Here is a 21,114-nt window from a genome sequence, read left to right on the forward strand (position 1 = left end):
GCCGGCATCGCCCAACTCACCACCACACAACGGGAGACAACCCGATGCGAATCCGTCAGCGGATCGTTCCGCTCGCCACCGCCGTCGCGCTCACCGGCGGCCTCGCCCTCACCGCCGCCGGCCCCGCCGAGGCCGCCCGCCCGGCGGCCGGGGGCACCTACCTCTACTTCAACAAGAACTGGAGCAACCCCGGCAACTCGCGGCTGTACCTGATGAAGAGCATCCCCCACGCCAAGGACAAGGTGCTCGCCAAGTACCGTGCGGGCTCCGGCAACGGCGGGCGCAACGGGACCAACGAATGCGCAAGCATGCAGGGCTGGCTGCCCAACGGCACCTACCAGGTGCTGGGCCACACCACCCACAAGGCCGGCGGGGCCAAGGGGATCAACGGCTACGCCATCCAGGTCGAGGACAAGGTGTGCAAGAACCACCACACCAAGCGCACCGCCCTGTTCGTGCACAGCGAGATGAAGCCGAACGGCACCCAGGGCGCCCGGCAGCCCGGCCGCGACAACCCCTACCGCTGGGACGGCACCAACGACTACTACTCGCTGGGGTGCATCAAGCTCACTCCGGCGCACATCAAGAACCTCTTCGCCAAGGCCGCGCACTACGGCTGGCCGAAGAGCCTCAAGGTCGTGAAGTGAGCGTCAACTGACGCGTGGGGCGCGCCCGGTGCACCGGGCGCGCCCCCTTCGCGTATCCGCGCGGCGGATCAGTCCTGGAAGCGGTCCTGAGCGTCGTCGGCCGCTTCCCGGGCCGCCTCACCGGCCTGCTGCCCCCGCTCGGACGCCTCGTCCCCGGCGCCGTCCCCGGCCTGCTGCGCCTGCGCCTTGAGCCGCTCGGCCTTGTCCTGGAACTGCTCCTTGAGACCCATGCTGGTCACTCCTGCGTGAGGTGCGGGGAAAGGGCCCGACCAGACTTACACAACAGGACATTCACCGCATTTCGAGCGGGGAGCGACGGGGGACGGCCGGGGGGCGGCCGCCGCGCACCCCGCCCCTACCGATCAGCCCGCGCCTTCTCGTCCGCCTCCCCGCCCGCGCCGACCAGCCCGGTCCGCATCCCGTCCAGCCGGTCCCCGAAACGGCGCATCTCCCGCTGCCCCACCGACCCGATGACCGACGGCAGATAGCCGCGCAGCGACTGCATCCCGCGCAGCCACCACTGCCCGTAGACATGCGGGGAGCGGCGCTCGATGCCCGCCACGATCCGGTCGACGGCGGGGCCCAGCGGATAGGTCTTGTTCGACGGCCAGGGCAGCCGGGAACGCAGTTCGCGCATGATGTCGTCCTGGTCGGCGCCGCGCACCATGTCGGTGTCGGTCCAGCTCAGATAGCCGACGCCGACCCGTACGCCCTTGTGGCCGACCTCGGCGCGCAGGCTGTGCGCGAACGCCTCGACGCCCGATTTGGAGGCGCAGTACGCGGTCATCATCGGCGCCGGGGTGATCGCGGCCAGCGAGGCGATCTGGAGGAAGTAGCCGCGCGACTCCATCAGTACGGGCAGGAAGGCGCGGCCGGTCACCGCGCCGCCTATCAGGTTGACCTCGATGACCCGCTTCCACGCCACCGGGTCGGAGTCGACGAACGGGCCGCCGGTCGCCACCCCGGCGTTGGCGACGACCACGTCGATCTTGCCGAAGCGGTCCTTGACCTCGCCCGCGACATGGGCCATCGCCTCGTGGTCGGTGACATCGGCGTGCCAGTGGTGCGCCGGGCCGTGCAGCGAGGCCGCGACGTTCTTCAGCTCGTCCGGCTCCAGGCCGACCAGCGCCAGCGTCGCCCCGCGTGCCGACAGCTTGCGCGCCAGTAGCGCACCGACCCCCCGCGCCGCCCCGGTCACCACGACGACCTGCCCGTCCAGGCTCCTGTTCGCGCTCACGCCGTCTTCTCCTTCTTCTGCCGCTTGCCGCGGGGGGCGGCGGCCGCCGCGGCCCGCCCGGCTTCCGTATCGGTGGTGATCAGGTGATCGCGTACGAGCTCGCGGAGGCGGCCGCCGACCGCGCCCGGATCCTCGATGGGCGTCATGTGTCCCAGGCCGGACAGCTCGGTCACGCCCCGGCAGTCGGGGAGCACGGAGGCCAGCCGGCGGGCGTGCACAAAAGGCGTGAGGCGGTCGGCGGTGCCCGCGACGACGGCGGTCGGCAGCTCCAGCCGCGCCACCCCGCCGGTCAGTTCGAGACCGGCCAGCACCTTGCCCCAGCGGGCCCGTACGCCGGGCGGGCAGGCATGCACGATCCGCGCGCAGGCCTCGATCTGCGCGGCGGTGGCACCGGCGCCCATGGTCGCGTACCGCAGGGCCCACTTGGCGGGCGGCGATACGGGCCCCAGCGGGGCGCGCGAGCCCAGCAGCAGCCGGTGCGCGCGGCGCCGGCCCTGCGGGCTGCGCAGCGGGAACACCCGTGATTCCGCGGCCAGTTCGGCGCTCCCGGTGCTGCACAGCAGGGCCGCGGCGGCCCGCTCGCGCAGCTGCGGGCGGTCCGCGGCGGCCATGATCGTCATGCCGCCCATGGAGTGCCCGCCGACCACGGCGCGTTCGCCGGTCTCCAGCGTCGCCTCCAGTACGGCGACGAGGTCGTCGGCGAGGGCTTGGGTGCTGTACCCCGCCGCGCTCACCGCCGGGCTGCGCCCGTGCCCGCGCTGGTCGTAGACGACGACCTTGTGGTCGGTGGCGAGGTCGCGGACGACCGGCGCCCAGAAGGCCGTCGAGCAGGTCCAGCCGTGGGCGAGGACGACGGCGGGGGCGCCCTCGGGCCCGTGGACCTCGGCGTAGAGGCGGGAGCCGTCGGCGGAGGTGACGGTCGTCGTCGTGCGCGGTACGGGCGGTGCGTACGCCCCGGTGGTCAGGTGCGCGGGCCGGCTCATGCGGCCACCTCCTTGGCGATCGGTGTGGCCGGTTCCGCTTCCTCGGCCGGTTTGGCCGGGGGCCGCAGCACCTCGTACTCCGCGAGATCCACCTGCCGGGTCACCCGCCGGAACTCCGCCGTCGTCCCCGGCCATGCGGTCGTGTTGCGCCCGCTCGCGTCCAGGTACCAGCTGTCGCAGCCGCCGGTGTTCCACACCGTGCGCTGCATGCGCCGCTGGATCGTCCGCGTCCACTCCTGCACCGCGGACGGCCGGGCGCTGAGCGCGATCCGCCCGCCGAGGATGTCGAGCTGGCGCATGAAGTCGGCCATGTAGTTCAGCTGGGCCTCGATCATCAGGATCATCGAGCTGTTCCCGAGGCCGGTGTTGGGGCCGATGATGGTGAGGAAGTTGGGGAATCCGGCAGCGCTGGCGCCGCGCAGGGCCTCCATGCCGTCCTTCCACTCCTCGGCGAGGGTGGTGCCGTACGCGCCGGTCACCCGCTGGGCGATGGGCATGTCGGTGACGTGGAAGCCGGTCCCGAAGATGATCGCGTCGACCTCGGTCTCCGTACCGTCGGAGGCGACCAGCGTGTTGCCGCGGACCTCCTTCAGCCCGGACGACACCAGATCGACATTGGGCTCGGCCAGCGCCGGGTACCAGCTGTTGGACAGCAGGATGCGCTTGCAGCCGATGCGGTAGTCGGGGGTGAGCCGGGCGCGCATCGCCGGGTCCTTGATGACCTTGCGCATATGGGACTTGGCGATGGTCTCGATCAGGCCGAGCTCATTGGGCCGCTTGGTGAACGCGCTGACCTGGAGCTCGCGGATGCCCCACAGCAGCCGGCGGCGCAGCGCCCGGGTCGCCGGGACCTTGGTGTGCAGCCAGCGCTCCGCGCCGGTGATCTTGCGGTCGGCGCGCGGCATGACCCAGGGGGGCGTGCGCTGGAAGACGGTCAGCCGGCCGGCCTCGGGCTGGATGGCCGGCACGATCTGGATCGCCGACGCCCCGGTGCCGACCATCGCCACCCGCTTGCCCCGCAGGTCGTAGTCGTGGTCCCAGCGCGCGGAGTGGAAGACCTTGCCCGGGAAGGAGTCCAGCCCCGGGACGTCCGGCAGCTTGGGGTCGGACAGCGGCCCGGTGGCCGAGACGACCACGTCCGCGGTCAGCGCGCCCCGGGCCGTCTCGATCTCCCACCGCAGCTCGTCGTTGCTCCACCGCAGGCCGCGCACCTCGGAGTTGAAGCGGATGTGCGGACGCAGACCGAAGGTGTCCGTCACCCGCTCCAGATACGCGCGGATATGCGTCTGCCCGGAGAAGTTCCGTGGCCATTCCGGATTCGGCGCGAAGGAGAACGAGTACAGATGCGAGGGCACGTCGCACGCGCAGCCCGGATAGCTGTTGTCCCGCCAGGTGCCGCCCACCGCATCGGCCCGTTCCAGGACCACGAAGTCGGTGATCCCCTGCCGGCGCAGCCGTACGGCCGCGCCCAGGCCACCGAATCCCGATCCGATCACCGCCACCCGCACGTGCTCCCGCTCATGCTCGCGCTCGGCCATCCCGCCGCCTCCCGAGTTCGACACCAACCTTCACCAGCCTTCGCTCAACCGCGCCAGCAATCACTGGCACGGTTGGCTGATTGGAGCGTAGGGCAGCTCCGTACCGAGCGGTAGGGGTCGAGCGCCAGGAAGTTACCGCCGGTCGCACTTCGCCCCCGCGGGCCGGCACCGGCATAGGGTGAACGGGTGGCAGCGAACGAGAACGAGACGGCGAAGGGGCACGGGACCGGGCCGGCACTCCCGCACGCCGAAGCAACCGCACACGGCGCCTCGCCCACCCCCGCACCCTCTCCCTCCCGCGAATTCCGCATGGCCGATCTCGCCAAGGAAGCCGGCATCACGGTCCGCACGCTGCGCTTCTACCGCGAGCGCAAGCTCATCCCCGCGCCGCGCCGCGAGGGCCGGATCGCCTGGTACAACGAGCACCATCTCGCCCGCCTGCGCACCATCGGCGCACTCCTGGAGCGCGGCCACACCCTCGGCGGCATCGGCGAACTCCTCGCCGCTTTCGAAAGCGGCCGCGACGTCGGCGAACTCCTCGGCCTGGACGCCACGATCCTCACCCCGTGGTCCGAGGAAACCCCGGTCCGCCTGACCCCCGAGGAACTGGCCGACCACTTCAGCGACGACGTCACCCCGGAGAACCTGACCACGTCCCTGGACATGGGCTATCTCGCCGTCGACGGAGACGAGTTCGTCCACATCAGCCGCCGCCTCCTGGACGCCTCCACCGAACTCGTCGACAAGGGCATCCCGCTGGCCGCCGTCCTGGAATCCGCCCGCAAGGTCCGCGTCCACGCCGACGCCCTGGCCCTCCTCTTCTGCAACCTGATCCGCACCCACCTCCTCGCCGACGTCCTGCACCGCGCCCCCACCGACCAGGACGTCGACCGCATGGCCGAGATCATCGACACCTTCCGCCCCCTGACCAAGGGCGTCGTCGAAGCCGAACTCGCCATGGCCATGGACCGCCGCGTACGAACCGAGATCGAGGAGTGGCTGCGGGCGTGCGACGGGGGTCGGGAGGCCGGCCCGAAGACCGAGGGGCCGGAGGCCGCGGCGGACGGGGACTGAGCAGCGCGCCCGAACGGTCAGCCGCCCCGCGGCCGCCGCTCAGCCCTCGTAGGCCACCGTCACCGGCGCATGATCGCTCCACCGCTGGTCATAGCCGGCCGCCCGCTCCACGTATGCCTTCACGGCCCGACGCGCCAGGCCGGGCGTGGCCATGTGGTAGTCGATCCGCCACCCCGAGTCGTTGTCGAAGGCGCGGCCCCGGTACGACCACCAGGAATAGGGGCCCTCGGCGTCGGGGTGCAGGGCGCGGACGACGTCCACGTAGCCGCCGCGGGCCTCGTCCAGGACGTCGGTGAGCCAGGCGCGCTCCTCCGGGAGGAAGCCGGACTTCTTCTGGTTGGCCTTCCAGTTCTTGAGGTCCGCCTCCTGGTGGGCGATGTTCCAGTCGCCGCAGACCACGACCTCGCGGCCGTCCGCCGCGGAGCGTTCGCGCAGGTCCACGAGGTAGGGGAGGAACTCCGCCAGGAAGCGCTCCTTCTCGTCCTGGCGCTCGGTGCCGACCTCACCGGAGGGGAGGTAGAGGCTGGCGACGGTCACGCCGGGCAGATCGGCCTCGACATAACGGCCGCTGTCGTCGAATTCCGCCGAGCCGAAGCCCACCTGCACCCGCTCCGGCTCCCGGCGCGTGTACAGCGCCACGCCGGCCCGCCCCTTGGCGGCAGCCGGGGCGTGCACGGTGAACCAGCCCTCGGGGTCGCGTACGCCGTCCGGCAGCTGGCCGGCCTCGGCGCGCACCTCCTGGAGGCACAGCACATCGGCCGCGGTCTCCGCCAGCCACGGCACAAAGCCCTTCTTGGCCGCGGCGCGCAGCCCGTTCACATTCACCGTCGTCACAGTCAGCAACACAAACTCCCTCATCGCGCTGGCGGCAGCGCAGCCTACGCGACGGGCGCGTGGGCCGCCTGCCTGGGCTTCTCGCCCCGGCCACTCGGACGCCAGTACGATGCGCGAAATGGAGATACGCCCCGTCCGCTACGACCATCCCGACGCGGTCGCGCTCGAGGAGCAGGTCCAGCAGGAATACATCCGCCGCTACGGCGACGTCGATCTGACCCAGCTGGACCCCAAGATGTTCGCCCCGCCCCACGGCATCTACCTCCTCGCGTACGAGGACGGGCGCCCGCTGGCCACCGGGGGCTGGCGGCTCCAGGAGGACCTGGCGGAGGGGTACACGGCGGGCGATGCCGAGATCAAGCGGATGTTCGTGGTCCCGGAGGCGCGCGGCCGGGGGCTCGCCCGGCGGATACTCGCCGACCTCGAGGCGGATGCGCGCGCCGCGGGCCGCATCCGCATGGTCCTGGAGACCGGCACCGAGCAGCCGGAGGCGCTCGCGCTGTACGCGTCCAGCGGCTATCGGCTGGTGAAGAAGTTCGGGTACTACCGGAACCACGAGCAGAGCCGGTGCATGGCGAAGGAGCTCTAGGACGAACCCGCCGCAGCCGCCCCCGTCCCTCTCCTCCCCTCCCCGCTTGACCCTCACCTAACGTCAGGCCGCAGCCTGATCGACGGCACGGGCCCCGGGTGACCACCACCGGGGGCCGATGGGACATATGGGACGAAAGGCGCGGGGATGGGCTACTCGGTCGGGCAGGTCTCCCGCTTGGCGGGGGTCACGGTGCGCACCCTGCACCACTACGACAAGGCCGGCCTGCTCTCCCCCAGCGACCGCAGCCCCGCCGGCTACCGCCTCTACGGCGAGGCCGACCTGGCCCGGCTCCAGCAGATCCTCTTCTACCGGGAACTCGGCTTTCCGCTCGACGAGATCGCCACCATCCTGGAGGACCCGCAGGCCAACGCCCTCGACCATCTCCGCGCCCGGCACCGTCTCCTCAACGACGAGATCACCAAGCTGCAGCGGCTGGTGGAGGTCGCCGAGCAGGCCATGGAGGTCCAGCAGACCGGCGTGCGGCTGACGCCCGAGGAGCGGTTCGAGGTCTTCGGCGAGATCTCCTTCGACCTCAGTTACGCCACCGAGGCGCATCTGAAGTGGCAGCACCGCGAGGGACACCGGCGCTCCATGGCACGCGCCGACGCCCACTCCAAGGAGGACTGGGCGCAGATCATGGCCGAGGCCGCCGCATGGCGCCAACGCCTCACCGCCGCCTTCGACACCGAGGAGCCGGCGGACGGCGAACGGGCCATGGACCTCGCCGAGGAACACCGGCGGCACATCAGCCGCTGGTTCACCCCGTGCCCCACCGATATGCACGGCCGGATCGCCGACGACTTCGCCGCCGATCCCCGCGCCTTCGCCCTGCTCGTCCCGCCGACCGAGCAGCGCCCCGGCCTGGCCTCGTATCTGCGCACGGCCATCCACGCGAACGCGGTACGTCAGACGGACGCCCAGCGGGAAGCCTGAGCGCCGGCTACGGCCCGCCTCCCGCTCCCCGGCAACCGGCGCCGGGCTCCCGGCAACCGGCGAACCAGCACCCCACCACCAGCAACAGAGGGTCGAAGCCCATGAAGATCCTGATAGCCGCCGCCGGCTCCTACGGCGACGTCGCCCCCTACACCGGAGTCGGCGCCCGCCTCCGGGACGCCGGCCACGAGGTCGCGCTCGCCACACACGACGCCTACGCCCCGCTCGTATCGGCCGCCGGCCTGGAATTCCGGCCCCTCCCGGCCGACCCGCGCGCCGCCCGCCCCGCCGCCGGCTCCGCCGAGCCGGAGAGACCCGCCTCCGCCGGCGGCAACCGGGACCTGATGCGCCGGGCCGCCGCCTTCATCCGACAACTGGGCGGCGGCCTCGCCGAAGCCGCTCGCGAGGACACCGAACTCCTCCTCCTCTCCACCACCACGGCTCCGCTCGGCCGGCACCTCGCCGAGGCGAGGGACATCCCGTGCCTGGACCTGCCCCTCGTCCCCAACGCCCCCACCGGCGACTTCGCCCCCGTCATCAGCGGCGGCCGCTCCCTGGGCCGCTGGGGCAACCGCGCCGCCGGCCGCCTCTCCCTGCGCGTCATCGACCGCCTCTACGCCGACGCGACCCGCGACCTGCGCACCCGCCTCGGCCTGCCGCCCGCCACTGCCCGTACGGTCCGCCGCCGCACCGAAGCGGCCGGGCCGCCGGTCCTGCACGGCTTCAGCGAGGTCCTGATACCCCGCCCGGCCGACTGGCGCGCCGGCCTGGACATCGTCGGAAACTGGTGGCCCTGGCACTCACCGGACACCCAACTCCCTCCCGCCATACGAGACTTCCTCGCCGCGGGCCCGCCCCCGGTCTTCATCGGCTTCGGCAGCATGGCGTCCGGCGAGGGCGAACGGCTGAGCTCCCTGGCCGTACGGGCCCTGCGCCGCGCCAAGGTCCGCGGGATCCTTCAGTCCGGCTGGGCGAACCTGTCCGCCGACACCACCGCCTCCGACCCCCGCACCCCCCACCTCCTCACCCCCGACATCCTCACCATCGGCGAGGTCCCCCACGCCCTCCTCTACCCCCATATGTCCGCCGTCGTCCACCACTGCGGCGCCGGCACCGCCGCCGCGGGCCTGCGCGCCGGAGTCCCGACCGTCCCCCTTCCCGTCGCCGCCGACCAGCCCTTCTGGGCCGCCCGCCTGGCCGCTCTCGGCGCCGCCACGACACCGATCCCCTTCAAGGACCTCGCCGCGGACAACGCCGTGACCCGCCTCGCCGATGCCCTCACCCAGGCCACCACGGACCCCGCCCTCACCGAGCGCGCCACCCACGCCGCCCGGCGCCTCGCCCGCGAGGACGGCGCCGGCGCGGTCACCAAGGCGGTCGACCGCCTGGCCGCCCAGGCATCGCGGTGAGTCGCAGGCGTGCCTGGCGCCAGGGATCAAGGGCGTACTAGCCGCGGGTCCGGCCGGCTTCGAGTTGCTCCAGCACGGCCGGCCCCTCGGCCAGGGGATCTGCCTGGGGGTACCGGGCGGGTACACGCCTTGGGCGATGAGCGCCGCGGGCTCGACGCGCAACGACTGGCAGAGGGACGGCCCTTCGGCCGCCGGCCGGCAAGAACACCTGCCCACCTCGCCTACGAGCCCCCGTGCGGCGACACCGACTGCCCCGCGGCAGCGCCCGCCGCCCGACCGGTGTCGCGGATCCTGCGCTTGTGCTGCACCAACGAGGACGCGGCTACGGTGAACAGCGCGACGCCCGGCAGCATTCCGGAAACCACCGCGATCCACGCCGGGTCCGCGTCCACCGCGCCGAGGACGAAGCCGGCCGCGCCCAGCACGGTCAGCGCTGCGGCCAGCGCATGCAGCGCCCGGGAGCGCCACAGCGTACCGAGCCCGAAGAAATGCACCCCGACCACAAAGGTCACCCACGGCAACGTCAACGACCCATGTTTCGCCACCGAGTTGATCACCAGCAGGCCGGCCACCAGCGCCGCCACCTCGGCGAGCACCACCAAGCGGTACCACCCGCCGAAAGCCCCCGAACCCGCGCGCCCGAAACGCATCCCGGCCGCCCGCCGCGCGGCGACGATCCTGACCCCGAGGAACACGGCCAACACCCCACCGCAGATCCGCGCCACCACCGTCCACGGCCCGTGCAACGTCGCGCTGTTGGCCTCGACGAACGCCAGCCCGAAGGACGTCGCGACCATCGCTCCGACCAGTGTTCTCGCGGTACGCCGTCGCTCGTATCCGTCTGTTCCGTCGGTCACCCGGCCATGTTCCCGGCCACCGGCGCCCGCGACAAGAAGCACCGGGCTCGGTGGGCGCCGAGGACTTGCGGTACGTCACTGCCCTACGGCGCGAGTCAGTCGCCGACGACCGCGAGCATTCCACTCAGCCCGAAAATCGCCAGGCCAACGGCGACGATCGCGCCGACCACAAACACCACACAAGCCAAAGAGATCACCACGGTGATCCACGTACGGGCAACCGCCGACGCATGACCGGCGTCGTCGTCCCCGCCATTCCAGTCGTGTCCAGTCATGACACCCCCTTGCGCAGCAACGAAAAAGCCCCCACCGGATATCCCCGGCGGGGGCTTTGACGTGCGGTGGACCTGAGGGGACTCGAACCCCTGACCCCCTCGTTGCGAACGAGGTGCGCTACCAGCTGCGCCACAGGCCCTTGCGACGAGTGAAACTCTAGCATCTCGGTCGCGGTGCTCGGAAATCGCTTCCGGTGCTGGTCAGCGGAGGGCCGTCACTCGTTCGCGGCGCGGGGGCGGTCCTCGTCCTCGTACTGGTCGAAGAGGGGGGTGCGGCCGCGGGGGCGGCGGGTGTGGGTGTCGGGCTGGGGGTGGTCGGGGGCGGCGCTGGAGCGGGCGGAGCTCCAGGCGTCGTCGGCGTCGAGGTCGACATGGCTGGTGGCGCGGGGGGCCACCGGGGCGGTGACGTAGGTGGGGAGGGGTACGGGGACCGGCTCCCAGCTGCCGGAGGCGGGGCGGGGGCGTTCGCGTTCGCGTTGCTGGTCGACCCACTCGGCGTGGTCGGTCTCCTCGACGAGCGCGCGGCGGCCGGCGGTGTGCGGCGGGGTCGCGGCCGGGCGGGGCGGCTCCGGGGCGGCCTCGGCCGGGGCATCAGCGCGGGCGTCGGGCTGGTGGTCGTCGACGGGCGGCTGGTCGGCCGCCTGCTGAGGGCGGGGCCGACCCTCCCGCAGTCGTTGCGCCGCCGCCTCCGCCTTGCGCTGGTCCATGGTGAACGTGAAGCGGCGGCGCTCCTGGACGCGGAGGTAGACGATGTACGCGGTGAGGAGGCCTGCGGGGGCGGCGGGCGCCCAGAGGAAGGGGAGGCCGCCGACCGCGGCGGCGATGGCGCCGACGGTGAAGGCGAGGAAGAGCATGGTGATGGTGCGCCGGCGACGGGCGAGGACCTTGGCTCGCTTGGTGCGTTCGGAGAGGGAAGGGCGGGGCGGCGTCGACTGCACCCGGGTGTGCGAGGCCTCGGCCTCGGCCGCCGGTTCGGGGTCGACGAAGGGCCCGGGGTCCGGCTCGTCGGCCGGGGCGTCCGGGCGCTGCTCGTCGCCGGCATCGTCGGCGGGACACTCCTCCTGCCCCTTGTCGTAACGGCGTTGCATGGCCGCACGTCCGGACAGGAGCCGGATGGCAGTGCTGAAGCGTTCGGTCGGACGCGCCTCGTTGAGCTCGTCCTGCCTACGGAGCCACATCGGCACCAAATAGGCGGCCCAGGCCCCGACGATGACTGCGTAGATGAGGCCGCTGCTTCTCACAACTCACACGGTAGAGGGGTTTGCGCGGGGCCATCCGCCAATTGGGCCGGTGTGTCGCACGATCTGGCTGATATCTCGAACTTTTTTTGTGATGGTAAGGACGGCCTCTTCGTGAATCCGGTCAGGCCGGACATCACATTCGAACATTTATTTTATTTATGGGGTGCGCCGGGTGTGCTGGGCCTGTGCTGCCGCCAGCGGTTCAGCAGGCCTTCGGGCACTTCTTCCGCGGTCAGCGCGAATACCGCGTGGTCACGCCAGCCGCCGTCGATGTGCAGATAGCGGGGGCGGATGCCCTCCTCGCGGAAGCCGAGTTTCTCCACCACGCGCCGGCTGGGGATGTTTTCCGGCCGAATACAGACCTCGATGCGGTGCAGTCCCACGCTGTGGAAGCAATGGTCGACGGCGAGCGCCACGGCGGTCGGCACGACGCCCCGGCCGGCGACTTCCTGGTCCACCCAGTAGCCGATATGGCCCGAGCACATGGAGCCCCAGGTAATGCCGGCGACGGTGAGTTGTCCGGCGAGACGGCCCTGGTATTCGATGACGAACGGCAGCATCCGGCCCGCGTGCGCCTCGGCGCGCAGATGGCGCACCATTTGGCGGTACGTGGGGCGGTGCGGCGGCGGAATGCCCGGCGGGGGCGGCGGGATGGTGGCTTCCCAGGGGCGCAGCCAGTCGCGGTTGCGGCGGTTGACCTCGCGCCAGGGGCGCTGGTCGCGCAGCTTTATCGGGCGGAGGGTGACCTCGCCCTCTGCGAGGACCACGGGCCAGAACGCGTTCAGCTCGGGCTCCCGGTGGGTCTGGGGTGGTCGCCGCCGTGGAGCTGGTCGACGGCGTGCGGGAGGAGATCGGCGAGGACGGCCAGGCCGTCGCGGACGCCGCCCGTGGAGCCGGGGAGGTTGATGATCAAGGTGGCGCGGGCCACGCCCGCCAGGCCCCGGGAGAGCGCCGCGGTGGGGACCTTTTCCCGGCCGGCGGCGCGGATGGCCTCGGGGATGCCGGGGACCTCGTAGTCCAGGACCCGGCGGGTGGCCTCGGGGGTGCGGTCGGTGGGCGAGATGCCCGTGCCGCCGGTGGTCAGGACGACGGAGTAGCCGGCGCCCACGGCGGCGCGCAGCGCGGCTTCCACCGGGTCGCCGTCGGGGACGACCTGGGGGCCGTCGACCTCGAAGCCCATGGCGGTCAGGCCCTCGGCGAGGAGCGGGCCGCCCTTGTCCGGGTAGACGCCGGCGGCGGCGCGGTTGGAGGCCGTGACGACCAGGGCGCGGCGCGGCGCCGCGGCGGGGTCCGGATCCGGGTGGGCGGAGTTCACGACCGGCTCCAGTCGCCGGACTTGCCGCCGGTCTTCTCCTCGACGCGGATGTCGGAGATGACCGCCGCCTTGTCGACCGCCTTGATCATGTCGACGACGGTGAGGGCGGCGACGGAGACGGCGGTCAGCGCCTCCATTTCGACGCCCGTGCGGTCGGTGGTCTTGACGGTGGCGGCGATTTCGACCGCCTCGTCGGTGACGGTCAGATCCAGCTTCACGCCGGAGACGGCGAGGGGGTGGCACAGCGGGATCAGCTCGGGGGTGCGCTTGGCGCCCATGATGCCGGCGATCCGGGCGGTGGCCAGGGCGTCGCCCTTGGGCATGCCCTCGCCTCGCAGCAGCTCGATGACCTGCGGCGATACCAGGACGCGGCCGCGGGCACGGGCGGTGCGGGCGGTGACGTCCTTCTCCGATACGTCGACCATCCGGGCCGCGCCCGCGGCGTCGATGTGGGTGAGGTGTTGCTGGCCGCTGCTCATCGTTCTCCTGGTCCGGACCGTGCCGTGCCGCGCCTGTGGGACGACACCGTACCCGCACCGGTCGGCGGCTACCCGAGCAGGACGACGTCCACCTCTCCGCCGGCGGCCACCTCGGTGGTGTCCTCGGGGACGATGATCAGGGCGTTGGCGTGGGCGAGGGCCTTGATCAGGTGGGAGCCGGAGCCGCCCACCGGGGTCACCTTGCCGGCGTCCGGGTCGTAGGAGCCCCGCAGGAACTGCCGCTTTCCCTTGGGTGAGGAGGCGATGGGCTCGGTGCACTCGGCCTGGGCGACGGGGCGGTGGACGTCCGGCAGGCCCATCAGGGTGCGGATGGCGGGGCGGACGAAGAGTTCGAAGGAGACGTAGGAGCTGACGGGGTTGCCGGGGAGCGCCATGAGGGGGGTGCGGTCGGGGCCGATGAGGCCGAAGCCCTGGGGCTTGCCGGGCTGCATGGCCAGCTTGCGGAACTCGACCATGCCCTCCTCGGCGGAGAAGTCGGCCAGCGTCTCCTTGACCACGTCGTACGCGCCGACGCTGACGCCGCCGCTGGTGACCATGATGTCGGCCCGGATGAGCTGGTCCTCGAGGGTGGAGCGCAGCGTCTCGGCGTCATCGGCGACGGCGCCGACGCGGTAGGCGATGGCTCCGGCGGCGCGGGCGGCGGCGGTGAGCTGGAAGCTGTTGGAGTCGTAGATCCGGCCGGGGCCCAACGCCTCGCCGGGCTGGACCAGTTCGCTGCCGGTGGACATGACGACGACCCGGGGGCGGGGCCGCACCCGGACCGTGCCGCGGCCGATGGCGGCGAGCAGGCCGATCTGGGACGGGCCCAGGACCGTACCGGCGCGCAGGGCCGGCTCGCCCGCGGAGACGTCGCTGCCCTTGGCGCGGATATGGGCGCCCGCCTCGACGGGGCGGTGGACGCGGACCTCGCCGGTCGCGTCCTGGGGTGCGGCGCTGTGGGCGCGCATGCCGGCGGCCGGGCCCTGGCCGCTGCCGCCGTCGGTCCATTCCACGGGGACGACGGCCTCGGCGCCGGGCGGCACGGGGGCGCCGGTCATGATGCGGGCCGCCTCGCCGGGGCCGACCGCGGGGAGCTCGCCGCTGCCCGCCGCGACATCGCCGATGACCGTGAGGGCCGCGGGGAAGTCGTCGGTGGCGCCCGCGACATCGGCGACCCGGACGGCATAGCCGTCCATGGAGCTGTTGTCGAAGGGCGGCAGGGCGACGGGGACCGTGATGTCCTCGACCAGGACGCAGCCCTGAGCGTCGAGGAGTTGCAGCTCGATCGGCTCCAGTGGATGGATTTTCGACAGGACGTCGTCGAGGTGTTCGGCCACCGACCAGACGCGGTCCTGGTGGCGGGTCTGGTCGGTGGTGCCGTTCAACGTCCTACATCTCCTCGGTGACGTAACTGCGAAGCCAAGCCCTGAAGTCCGGGCCCAGGTCTTCACGTTCGCATGCCAGTCTGACAATGGCACGCAGGTAATCGCCACGGTCGCCGGTGTCATACCGCCGGCCCTTGAAGACGACACCGTGGACGGGGCCCCCGAGGGCCGGGTCGGCGGCCAGCGCCTGGAGGGCGTCGGTCAGCTGGATCTCGCCGCCGCGGCCCGGTTCGGTCTTGCGCAGCACCTCGAAGACGGCCGGGTCGAGGACGTAGCGGCCGATGATGGCGAGGTTGCTGGGGGCCTCGGCGGGGTCCGGCTTCTCCACCAGGTCGGAGACCACGACCACGTCGTCGTCGCCGGTGGGGGCGGCGGCCGCGCAGCCGTAGAGGTGGATCTGTGCCGGGTCGACCTCCATCAGGGCGATGACGGAGCCGCCGTACTGTTCCTGTATCTCGATCATGCGCTGGAGCAGCGGGTCGCGGGGGTCGATGAGGTCGTCGCCGAGGAGGACCGCGAAGGGCTGGTCGCCGACGTGCGGCGCGGCGCACAGGACGGCGTGGCCCAGGCCCCGGGGGTCGCCCTGCCGTACGTAGTGCATGGTCGCCAGGTCGCTGGATTCCTGGACCTTCGCCAGCCGGGATTCGTCACCCTTGCGGTGCAGGGCCTCTTCGAGTTCGTAGTTGCGGTCGAAGTGGTCCTCAAGGGGACGCTTGTTGCGGCCGGTGACCATGAGTACGTCGGAGAGTCCGGCGGCGGCGGCCTCCTCCACCACGTACTGGATGGCGGGCTTGTCGACGACCGGGAGCATCTCCTTGGGTGTGGCCTTCGTGGCGGGGAGAAACCGGGTGCCGAGGCCGGCTGCCGGGATGACAGCCTTGCTGATCCGCGTGTGCGATGGGGTCATGCGCGACACCATAACCGGCCCTATCGGAACGATGATGAGGGTCTGGTGAATAGAGCATGAGAGCGGGAGCAAGGGCCCACAAATGAACTCTGGTCACGAATCCGATCACGATAGGAAGCGCAGGTTGCGGCGAGATCTCCTGGAGGTGAGGAGATCGTTGCCGCCGGATGTCGTGGCGGCGTCGGGCGTCGCGCTCGCCCGGCGGACGCTCGAACTGGCGGAACTGGCGGAATTCACGGGCCTGCGGGTGGCGGAGTCCGGGGAGGGCGCCCCGGGGGCGGAGGCGCCGTCCGGCCCGGCCGTCGCGCGGACCGTTGCCGCGTATGTCTCCTTCGGGAATGAGCCCCCCACGCTGCCGTTGCTGGACCGGCTGCGGGCGGCGGGGGTGCGGGTGCTGCTGCCCGTGCTGCTGCCGGACAACGATCTTGACTGGGCGGCGTACGAGGGCCCCGAGCGGCTCGTAGCGGCCGGCTGGGGGCTGCTGGAGCCGGACGGCGGGCGGCTCGGGCCGGAGGCCGTCACGGAGGCCGATGTGGTGCTGCTGCCGGGTCTCGCGGTGGACGGGCGGGGGCTGCGGCTGGGGCGCGGCGGCGGGTCCTACGACCGGGTGCTGGAGCGTCTCGAGCGGGCCGGGTCGGCCGCCTCGCTGGTGGTGCTGCTGTACGACGCGGAGGTGCTGGAGGCCGTGCCGGCCGAGCCGCACGACCGGATCGTGCACGCGGCGGTGACGCCGTCGGGGGTGCACCGCTTCCTGAGGCCCGCCTGAGGCGGGAACGCCGTCGGGCGGGCCGGAGGTCTCCCGGCCCGCCCGACGGCGTCGATGTGGTGCTGGTGCTGGTGGTGCCCCGCGGTCTTACGGCGACAGCGTCAGCGTCTCCTTCGCGCTCTTCTTGACGGCCGACTCGCTGAACACCCAGGGCAGCAGTTCACCCTTGGCCCATTTGTCGGTCTGGTCGTAGTAGTGCGCGTTGAAGGCGTGCCCGGAGGCGCCGGTGAGGTTGATCCAGCGGGACTTGTCGAGGTCGGCGAGGTTGACGACCATCCGCATGGACGGGACCCAGGTGACCTTGTAGCCGCCCGCGGCGTTCCAGCCGGTGGCGTCGACCGCGGCCTCGCCGCCGCCGACGTTCCACGGGCCGCGGTTGAACAGGCCCTGGAGGAAGCCGGGTCCGTCGGTGCCCAGGGTCTGGTTGTTCAGGTACAGCTGGTGCAGGCGGCCCCAGCTCCAGTTGTCGATGTTCTTGCCGAGCTTGGCGGTCAGCTCGTAGCGGGCGTCCTTCATGGCCTCGGCGAGGAGCTGGTCGCGGTTCTTGTCACCGGGGTGGCCGGGCCGGTCCTCGGTCTTCCACCAGGCGTTGTGCGGGTCGTCCAGGATCTTGCGGACGACCTCGTACCAGCGGTCGCCGCCGTCGGGCTGCGCCGAGTCGGCGGCCCGCTCGCCGCATTCGCGGACCAGCTTGTTGAGGTCGTCGTCGGGTCCGGTCTCGTTCGCCGGGTGGACGGCCAGGCACTGTCCCTCGAGCCGCAGTTCCTTGGGCATCTTGTTGCCGAAGGCGAGCTTGAGGGTGTTGCGCCAGACGGCGTTGAAGTAGGCGGCCGCGGCGGAGTCGGGCTCCTGGGTGAAGTCCCAGCCCTCCAGCAGCTGCTGCGCGTCGCGGACGTACTTGTCCTTGATGTCGATCTTCGTGAGGTACGGGGTCAGCAGCCGGGCGATCTCGCTGCTGTTGTCCTTCTGGAAGGCCTGCATGTCGTCCGTGGAGACCGGGCTGCCGCCCTTGATCTTCGACTGGATGAGGTCGTTGATCCGCTGGCTCCGGGCGCCGTAGCCCCAGTCCTTCGTGAGGAGGTAGGGGTACTTGTCCTCGTCGATGACGGCCTGGTTGGCGGTGACGATGTAGCCGCGCTCGGGGTTGTACTCGTAGGGCAGGGCCCGCTGCGGGATGTAGCCCTTCCAGCCGTACTTCGACTCCCAGCCGGGCGCCGGGTAGGTGCCGTCGCCGGCGCCGCGGACCGGGATCCGGCCGGGCGCCTGGTAGCCGATGTTGCCCTTGGTGTCGGCGTAGATGAGGTTCTGCGAGGGCACCTCGAAGTGCTCGGCGGCCTTGCGGAAGCTGCCCCAGTCCTTGGCGCGGTCGAGCTCGAAGACGGCGTCCATGGACTTGCCGGGGTCCAGGGCGGTCCAGCGCAGCGATACGGCGTAGCCGTCGCCGCGGTCGGGGGCGGCGTTGCCTACGGGGGCGTCCTTGCCGACGTTGGTCAGCTCGTCGTCGCGGTCGGAGACGATCGGTCCGTTGTTGGTGGACCTGACGGTGATCTTGTGGCTCTCGCCGCCGGCGACGTTGATGGTCTCCTTGCGCGTGACGAACGGGCGCTGCTTGTTGTCGTAGAGGTACCCGTCGGCGCTGATCTTCTCCAGGTAGAGGTCGGAGACGTCGGCGCCCAGGTTGGTCATGCCCCAGGAGATGTTCTGGTTGTGGCCGATGACGACGCCGGGCATGCCGGAGAAGGTGAAGCCGGAGACGTCGTAGTTGCACTTGGGGCCGGTGGTGCGGCAGTGCAGGCCCATCTGGTACCAGAGCGAGGGCATCTGCGGCGCCAGGTGCGGGTCGTTGGCCAGCAGCGGCTTCTTGGTGGTGGTGTGCTCACCGGAGACGACCCAGGAGTTGGAGCCGATGCCGTTGCCGTTGGGGCCGAGCAGTGCGGGGACCTTGTCGAGGGTCTTGGACAGCGCGGAGAGCTGCGACTGCAGGCCCTCGGTGGCGGTGCCGGCCGGGGCGGCGTTCGCCGCGCCCTTGGGCTGGTACTTCTTGGTGGCCGGGTCGACCGAACCGCCCTCGACGATCGGCTTGTTCCGCTGGTACGGGTACTTCGGGTAGAGCTGGGCGATCTGCTCCGGGGTGAAGCGGCTGGTCATCAGGGAGCGGTCGATCTCCTCCTGCATGTTGCCGCGCAGGTCCCAGGCCATCGCCTTGAGCCAGGCGACCGAGTCGACCGGCGTCCACTTCTGGGGCGTGTAGTCGTTCTCGAGGCCCAGCGCCGCGTACTCCAGGGAGAGTGCCGAGCCCTGGTGCTCCTTGAGATAGGCGTTGACGCCGTCGGAGTAGGCCTGGAGATATTTCTTGGTCTCCGGTGAGAGCTTGGTGTCGTACTCCTTCTGCGCCACGTGGTGCCAGCCCAGCGTGCGCAGGAATTCATCGGACTTGACCTGGCTCTTGCCGAACATCTCCGACAGCCGGCCGGACGTCATATGGCGCCGGACGTCCATCTCCCAGAAGCGGTCCTGGGCCTGGACGAAGCCCTGGGCGCGGAAGAGGTCCGCGTCGGTGTCCGCGTAGATCTGCGGGATGCCGTTACCGTCGCGCGCGACGGTCACCGGGTTCGTCAGCCCCGGGAGGTTGAGCGACCCGGTGGTCTCCGGGAACGAGGCGCGCACGGTACTGACGCTCCAGTACGCGCCGAAGCCGATGCCCGCCACGAGCAGCAGCACGACCGTGATGGCGACGAGGCGGCCGCGCCGCCCCTTCTTCTTCTTTGGGGCAGGGCCGGACTTGTTGGCGGGCATCTCTGTCCTTCGAGGGGCAGGGTGGGAGTGCTGGAGCAACCATAGGCGCACGGGTCCGGCGAGCCCTACGCGGAGTCACCACCAGCACATCCGACTTTCAAGTAATGGTAAATTGTTAGACTCAGTAACTAGATACGGTAAGGATCGTAGGTCCCGAACGACCTGTAAAGGCACCTAACGGACCCGCCCCCTCCGGCCCGCGTGCGAGAAAGGACCAGCTCCTGACTGTCGAACACCTCAATGAACTCCTGCTGGTCTGCTCGCTCGTACTGCTCATCGCCGTGGCCGCGGTACGGCTCTCCTCGCGCAGCGGGCTCCCCAGCCTGCTCATCTACCTGGGGATAGGCATCGCCATAGGACAGGACGGCCTGGGCGGTGTCGTCTTCGACAACGCCGAGCTGACCCAACTCCTCGGCTATGCGGCCCTGGTCGTGATCCTCGCGGAGGGCGGCCTGGGCACGAAGTGGAAGGAAATCAAGCCGGCGCTGCCCCGGGCGGCGCTGCTCTCGACGGTCGGCGTCGCGGTGAGCGTGGGGGTCACCGCGGCCGGAGCGCACTATCTGGCCGGGCTCGGATGGCGCCAGGCGCTGCTGATCGGCGCCGTGGTCTCCTCGACGGACGCGGCCGCGGTCTTCTCCGTACTGCGCAACGTCCCGCTGCCCGCCCGCCTGACGGGTGTCCTGGAGGCGGAATCGGGCTTCAACGACGCACCGGTGGTCATCCTCGTCGTCGCCTTCTCCACGGCCGGGCCGGTCGAGCACTGGTACGCCCTGCTCGGCGAGATAGCCCTGGAGCTGGCCATCGGCGCCGCCATCGGGGTGGCGGTCGGCTGGCTCGGCTCCTACGGCATGCGGCATGTGGCACTGCCCGCCTCCGGCCTCTACCCGATCGCCGTCATGGCCATCGCGGTCTCCGCCTACGCGGCCGGCGCCCTGGCGCACGGCTCCGGCTTCCTCGCCGTCTATCTGGCCGCGGTGGTCCTCGGCAACGCCAAACTGCCGCACGCCCCGGCCACCCGCGGCTTCGCCGAGGGGCTCGGCTGGATCGGCCAGATCGGCATGTTCGTTCTGCTGGGCCTGCTGGTCACCCCGCACAACCTCCTCGACGACATCGTTCCGGCGCTGGTCATCGGCATGATCCTGACGATCGTGGCCCGCCCGCTGTCGGTCTTCGCGAGCCTGCTGCCGTACCCCATGCCCTGGCAGGAGAAGACCCTGCTGTCCTGGGCCGGCCTGCGCGGCGCGGTGCCCATCGTCCTGGCCACCATTCCGATGGTCACGGACATCCCGGGCAGCGAACGCGTCTTCAACATCGTCTTCGTCCTGGTCGTCGTCTACACCCTCATCCAGGGCCCGACGCTGCCCTGGCTCGCCAGGCGGCTGCGGCTGGGCGACGGCGCGGAGCCCGCCGACCTGGGCATCGAGTCGGCCCCTCTGGAGCGGCTGCGCGGCCATCTGCTGTCCACGTCCATCGGCCCCGTCTCGCGGATGCACGGCGTCGAGGTCGGCGAGCTGCGGATGCCCGCCGGTGCCGCGGTCACCCTCGTCGTACGGGACGGCTCCAGCTTCGTACCGTCGCCCACGACCGTGCTGCGGCACGGCGACGAGCTGCTGGTGGTGGCCACGGATCCGGTACGGGACGCGGCCGAGCGGCGACTGCAGGCGGTCTCCCAGGGCGGCAAGCTGGCCGGCTGGCTGGGGACGGGCGGACACGGCGGCCCGCGGCCCGAGGAGTCCAGGGAGCGGCGGGGCAGGCGGCGGCAGGCCGGCTGAACCGGCCCCCGGCCCGACTCCGACCGGCCGGTATGTGCCGCATCTCTCCACGGATCCCAAGGAATTCCGCGTGA

General features: G+C 71.5%; 21 protein-coding genes and 1 tRNA gene. 7 read left to right on the plus strand and 15 right to left on the minus strand.

The genetic code is table 11. The annotated features are described in order from the left end of the window. Window positions 1-44: 44 nt before the first annotated feature. Window positions 45-647 carry a hypothetical protein gene (locus ACIRPT_RS10325; protein ID WP_403824974.1) on the plus strand — a complete coding sequence of 201 codons (603 nt, stop codon included), beginning with the start codon at window positions 45-47 and terminating at the stop codon, window positions 645-647. A gap of 68 nt (window positions 648-715) precedes the next feature. Here the strand turns inward: ACIRPT_RS10325 and ACIRPT_RS10330 are convergent, their stop codons facing one another. The 4 genes from ACIRPT_RS10330 to ACIRPT_RS10345 all read right to left on the minus strand — a co-directional run bounded on the left by ACIRPT_RS10330 (window position 716) and on the right by ACIRPT_RS10345 (window position 4,405). Continuing rightward, the gene (locus tag ACIRPT_RS10330; RefSeq protein WP_403510356.1) at window positions 716-877 is read right to left on the minus strand and encodes a hypothetical protein; all 162 of its coding nucleotides are present in this window, start codon (window positions 875-877) and stop codon (window positions 716-718) included. Between the two features lie 125 nt (window positions 878-1,002). Beyond that, window positions 1,003-1,884: an SDR family oxidoreductase gene (locus tag ACIRPT_RS10335; RefSeq protein WP_403510359.1), complete on the minus strand. Its 882-nt coding sequence runs from the start codon at window positions 1,882-1,884 to the stop codon at window positions 1,003-1,005. Beyond that, complete coding sequence (locus ACIRPT_RS10340) at window positions 1,881-2,867, minus strand: alpha/beta fold hydrolase (protein WP_403824977.1); 987 nt, start codon at window positions 2,865-2,867, stop codon at window positions 1,881-1,883. Before ACIRPT_RS10340 ends, ACIRPT_RS10335 begins: the two co-directional genes overlap by 4 nt. Next, window positions 2,864-4,405, minus strand: a complete 1,542-nt coding sequence (locus ACIRPT_RS10345) for a flavin-containing monooxygenase (protein WP_403824980.1) — start codon at window positions 4,403-4,405, stop codon at window positions 2,864-2,866. The genes ACIRPT_RS10340 and ACIRPT_RS10345 overlap by 4 nt, the downstream gene beginning before the upstream one ends. Before the next feature lie 309 nt (window positions 4,406-4,714). On the opposite strand from ACIRPT_RS10345, the gene ACIRPT_RS10350 reads away from it, so the two are divergent. After that, on the plus strand, window positions 4,715-5,479 hold the full coding sequence (locus ACIRPT_RS10350; RefSeq protein WP_403825867.1) for a MerR family transcriptional regulator: 765 nt from the start codon (window positions 4,715-4,717) through the stop codon (window positions 5,477-5,479). Window positions 5,480-5,518: 39 nt separating this feature from the next. Here the strand turns inward: ACIRPT_RS10350 and ACIRPT_RS10355 are convergent, their stop codons facing one another. Beyond that, window positions 5,519-6,322: an exodeoxyribonuclease III gene (locus ACIRPT_RS10355; protein ID WP_403824983.1), complete on the minus strand. Its 804-nt coding sequence runs from the start codon at window positions 6,320-6,322 to the stop codon at window positions 5,519-5,521. A gap of 109 nt (window positions 6,323-6,431) precedes the next feature. On the opposite strand from ACIRPT_RS10355, the gene ACIRPT_RS10360 reads away from it, so the two are divergent. The 3 genes from ACIRPT_RS10360 to ACIRPT_RS10370 all read left to right on the plus strand — a co-directional run bounded on the left by ACIRPT_RS10360 (window position 6,432) and on the right by ACIRPT_RS10370 (window position 9,247). Next, window positions 6,432-6,902 carry a GNAT family N-acetyltransferase gene (locus ACIRPT_RS10360; protein ID WP_403824986.1) on the plus strand — a complete coding sequence of 157 codons (471 nt, stop codon included), beginning with the start codon at window positions 6,432-6,434 and terminating at the stop codon, window positions 6,900-6,902. Between the two features lie 147 nt (window positions 6,903-7,049). After that, window positions 7,050-7,838 (plus strand): MerR family transcriptional regulator, encoded by a 789-nt coding sequence (locus ACIRPT_RS10365; protein WP_403824989.1) that lies wholly within the window; start codon window positions 7,050-7,052, stop codon window positions 7,836-7,838. Between the two features lie 101 nt (window positions 7,839-7,939). Then, window positions 7,940-9,247, plus strand: coding sequence for a glycosyltransferase (locus tag ACIRPT_RS10370; RefSeq protein WP_403824992.1), 1,308 nt, complete (start codon window positions 7,940-7,942; stop codon window positions 9,245-9,247). Window positions 9,248-9,468: 221 nt separating this feature from the next. On the opposite strand, the gene ACIRPT_RS10375 is transcribed toward ACIRPT_RS10370, so the two are convergent. The 9 genes from ACIRPT_RS10375 to galU all read right to left on the minus strand — a co-directional run bounded on the left by ACIRPT_RS10375 (window position 9,469) and on the right by galU (window position 15,706). After that, window positions 9,469-10,044: a hypothetical protein gene (locus ACIRPT_RS10375; RefSeq protein ID WP_403824994.1), complete on the minus strand. Its 576-nt coding sequence runs from the start codon at window positions 10,042-10,044 to the stop codon at window positions 9,469-9,471. A 155-nt stretch (window positions 10,045-10,199) separates the two neighbouring features. Then, window positions 10,200-10,379, minus strand: a complete 180-nt coding sequence (locus tag ACIRPT_RS10380; RefSeq protein WP_403824997.1) for a hypothetical protein — start codon at window positions 10,377-10,379, stop codon at window positions 10,200-10,202. Window positions 10,380-10,446: 67 nt separating this feature from the next. Continuing rightward, window positions 10,447-10,519, minus strand: a tRNA-Ala gene (locus ACIRPT_RS10385). A 75-nt stretch (window positions 10,520-10,594) separates the two neighbouring features. Beyond that, the gene (locus ACIRPT_RS10390) at window positions 10,595-11,620 is read right to left on the minus strand and encodes a hypothetical protein (RefSeq protein WP_403825000.1); all 1,026 of its coding nucleotides are present in this window, start codon (window positions 11,618-11,620) and stop codon (window positions 10,595-10,597) included. Window positions 11,621-11,772: 152 nt separating this feature from the next. Then, window positions 11,773-12,387, minus strand: coding sequence for a GNAT family N-acetyltransferase (locus ACIRPT_RS10395; RefSeq protein WP_403505141.1), 615 nt, complete (start codon window positions 12,385-12,387; stop codon window positions 11,773-11,775). Between the two features lie 14 nt (window positions 12,388-12,401). Beyond that, window positions 12,402-12,935 (minus strand): molybdenum cofactor biosynthesis protein B, encoded by a 534-nt coding sequence (locus ACIRPT_RS10400; RefSeq protein ID WP_403825003.1) that lies wholly within the window; start codon window positions 12,933-12,935, stop codon window positions 12,402-12,404. After that, window positions 12,932-13,414, minus strand: a complete 483-nt coding sequence (moaC, locus tag ACIRPT_RS10405) for a cyclic pyranopterin monophosphate synthase MoaC (protein WP_403505147.1) — start codon at window positions 13,412-13,414, stop codon at window positions 12,932-12,934. Before moaC ends, ACIRPT_RS10400 begins: the two co-directional genes overlap by 4 nt. A 68-nt stretch (window positions 13,415-13,482) precedes the next feature. After that, window positions 13,483-14,799, minus strand: a complete 1,317-nt coding sequence (gene glp / locus ACIRPT_RS10410) for a gephyrin-like molybdotransferase Glp (RefSeq protein WP_403825006.1) — start codon at window positions 14,797-14,799, stop codon at window positions 13,483-13,485. 4 nt (window positions 14,800-14,803) lie between these two features. Next, complete coding sequence (gene galU, locus ACIRPT_RS10415) at window positions 14,804-15,706, minus strand: UTP--glucose-1-phosphate uridylyltransferase GalU (protein WP_403825009.1); 903 nt, start codon at window positions 15,704-15,706, stop codon at window positions 14,804-14,806. Window positions 15,707-15,788: 82 nt separating this feature from the next. On the opposite strand from galU, the gene ACIRPT_RS10420 reads away from it, so the two are divergent. Further along, the gene (locus tag ACIRPT_RS10420) at window positions 15,789-16,472 is read left to right on the plus strand and encodes a 5-formyltetrahydrofolate cyclo-ligase (RefSeq protein WP_403825012.1); all 684 of its coding nucleotides are present in this window, start codon (window positions 15,789-15,791) and stop codon (window positions 16,470-16,472) included. 87 nt (window positions 16,473-16,559) lie between these two features. Here ACIRPT_RS10420 and ACIRPT_RS10425 read toward each other — a convergent pair whose 3' ends face one another. Continuing rightward, window positions 16,560-19,268 (minus strand): penicillin acylase family protein, encoded by a 2,709-nt coding sequence (locus tag ACIRPT_RS10425; RefSeq protein WP_403825015.1) that lies wholly within the window; start codon window positions 19,266-19,268, stop codon window positions 16,560-16,562. Between the two features lie 221 nt (window positions 19,269-19,489). Here ACIRPT_RS10425 and ACIRPT_RS10430 point away from each other — a divergent pair, with 221 nt between their 5' ends. After that, window positions 19,490-21,040 (plus strand): potassium/proton antiporter, encoded by a 1,551-nt coding sequence (locus ACIRPT_RS10430; protein WP_403825870.1) that lies wholly within the window; start codon window positions 19,490-19,492, stop codon window positions 21,038-21,040. The last annotated feature ends 74 nt before the right edge of the window (window positions 21,041-21,114 follow it).

This window comes from Streptomyces sp. NPDC101227 (assembly GCF_044767545.1).
Classification (GTDB): Bacteria; Actinomycetota; Actinomycetes; order Streptomycetales; family Streptomycetaceae; genus Streptomyces.

Bases quoted from the DNA above. Each gene is read 5' to 3' on its own strand.
- ACIRPT_RS10325 (WP_403824974.1), top strand. From the start codon at position 45: ATGCGAATCCGTCAGCGGATCGTTCCGCTCGCCACCGCCGTCGCGCTC.
- ACIRPT_RS10330 (WP_403510356.1), bottom strand. From the start codon at position 877: ATGGGTCTCAAGGAGCAGTTCCAGGACAAGGCCGAGCGGCTCAAGGCG.
- ACIRPT_RS10340 (WP_403824977.1), bottom strand. From the start codon at position 2,867: ATGAGCCGGCCCGCGCACCTGACCACCGGGGCGTACGCACCGCCCGTA.
- ACIRPT_RS10345 (WP_403824980.1), bottom strand. From the start codon at position 4,405: ATGGCCGAGCGCGAGCATGAGCGGGAGCACGTGCGGGTGGCGGTGATC.
- ACIRPT_RS10350 (WP_403825867.1), top strand. From the start codon at position 4,715: ATGGCCGATCTCGCCAAGGAAGCCGGCATCACGGTCCGCACGCTGCGC.
- ACIRPT_RS10360 (WP_403824986.1), top strand. From the start codon at position 6,432: ATGGAGATACGCCCCGTCCGCTACGACCATCCCGACGCGGTCGCGCTC.
- ACIRPT_RS10365 (WP_403824989.1), top strand. From the start codon at position 7,050: ATGGGCTACTCGGTCGGGCAGGTCTCCCGCTTGGCGGGGGTCACGGTG.
- ACIRPT_RS10370 (WP_403824992.1), top strand. From the start codon at position 7,940: ATGAAGATCCTGATAGCCGCCGCCGGCTCCTACGGCGACGTCGCCCCC.
- ACIRPT_RS10375 (WP_403824994.1), bottom strand. From the start codon at position 10,044: ATGGTCGCGACGTCCTTCGGGCTGGCGTTCGTCGAGGCCAACAGCGCG.
- ACIRPT_RS10380 (WP_403824997.1), bottom strand. From the start codon at position 10,379: ATGACTGGACACGACTGGAATGGCGGGGACGACGACGCCGGTCATGCG.
- moaC (WP_403505147.1), bottom strand. From the start codon at position 13,414: ATGAGCAGCGGCCAGCAACACCTCACCCACATCGACGCCGCGGGCGCG.
- galU (WP_403825009.1), bottom strand. From the start codon at position 15,706: ATGACCCCATCGCACACGCGGATCAGCAAGGCTGTCATCCCGGCAGCC.
- ACIRPT_RS10420 (WP_403825012.1), top strand. From the start codon at position 15,789: ATGAACTCTGGTCACGAATCCGATCACGATAGGAAGCGCAGGTTGCGG.
- ACIRPT_RS10425 (WP_403825015.1), bottom strand. From the start codon at position 19,268: ATGCCCGCCAACAAGTCCGGCCCTGCCCCAAAGAAGAAGAAGGGGCGG.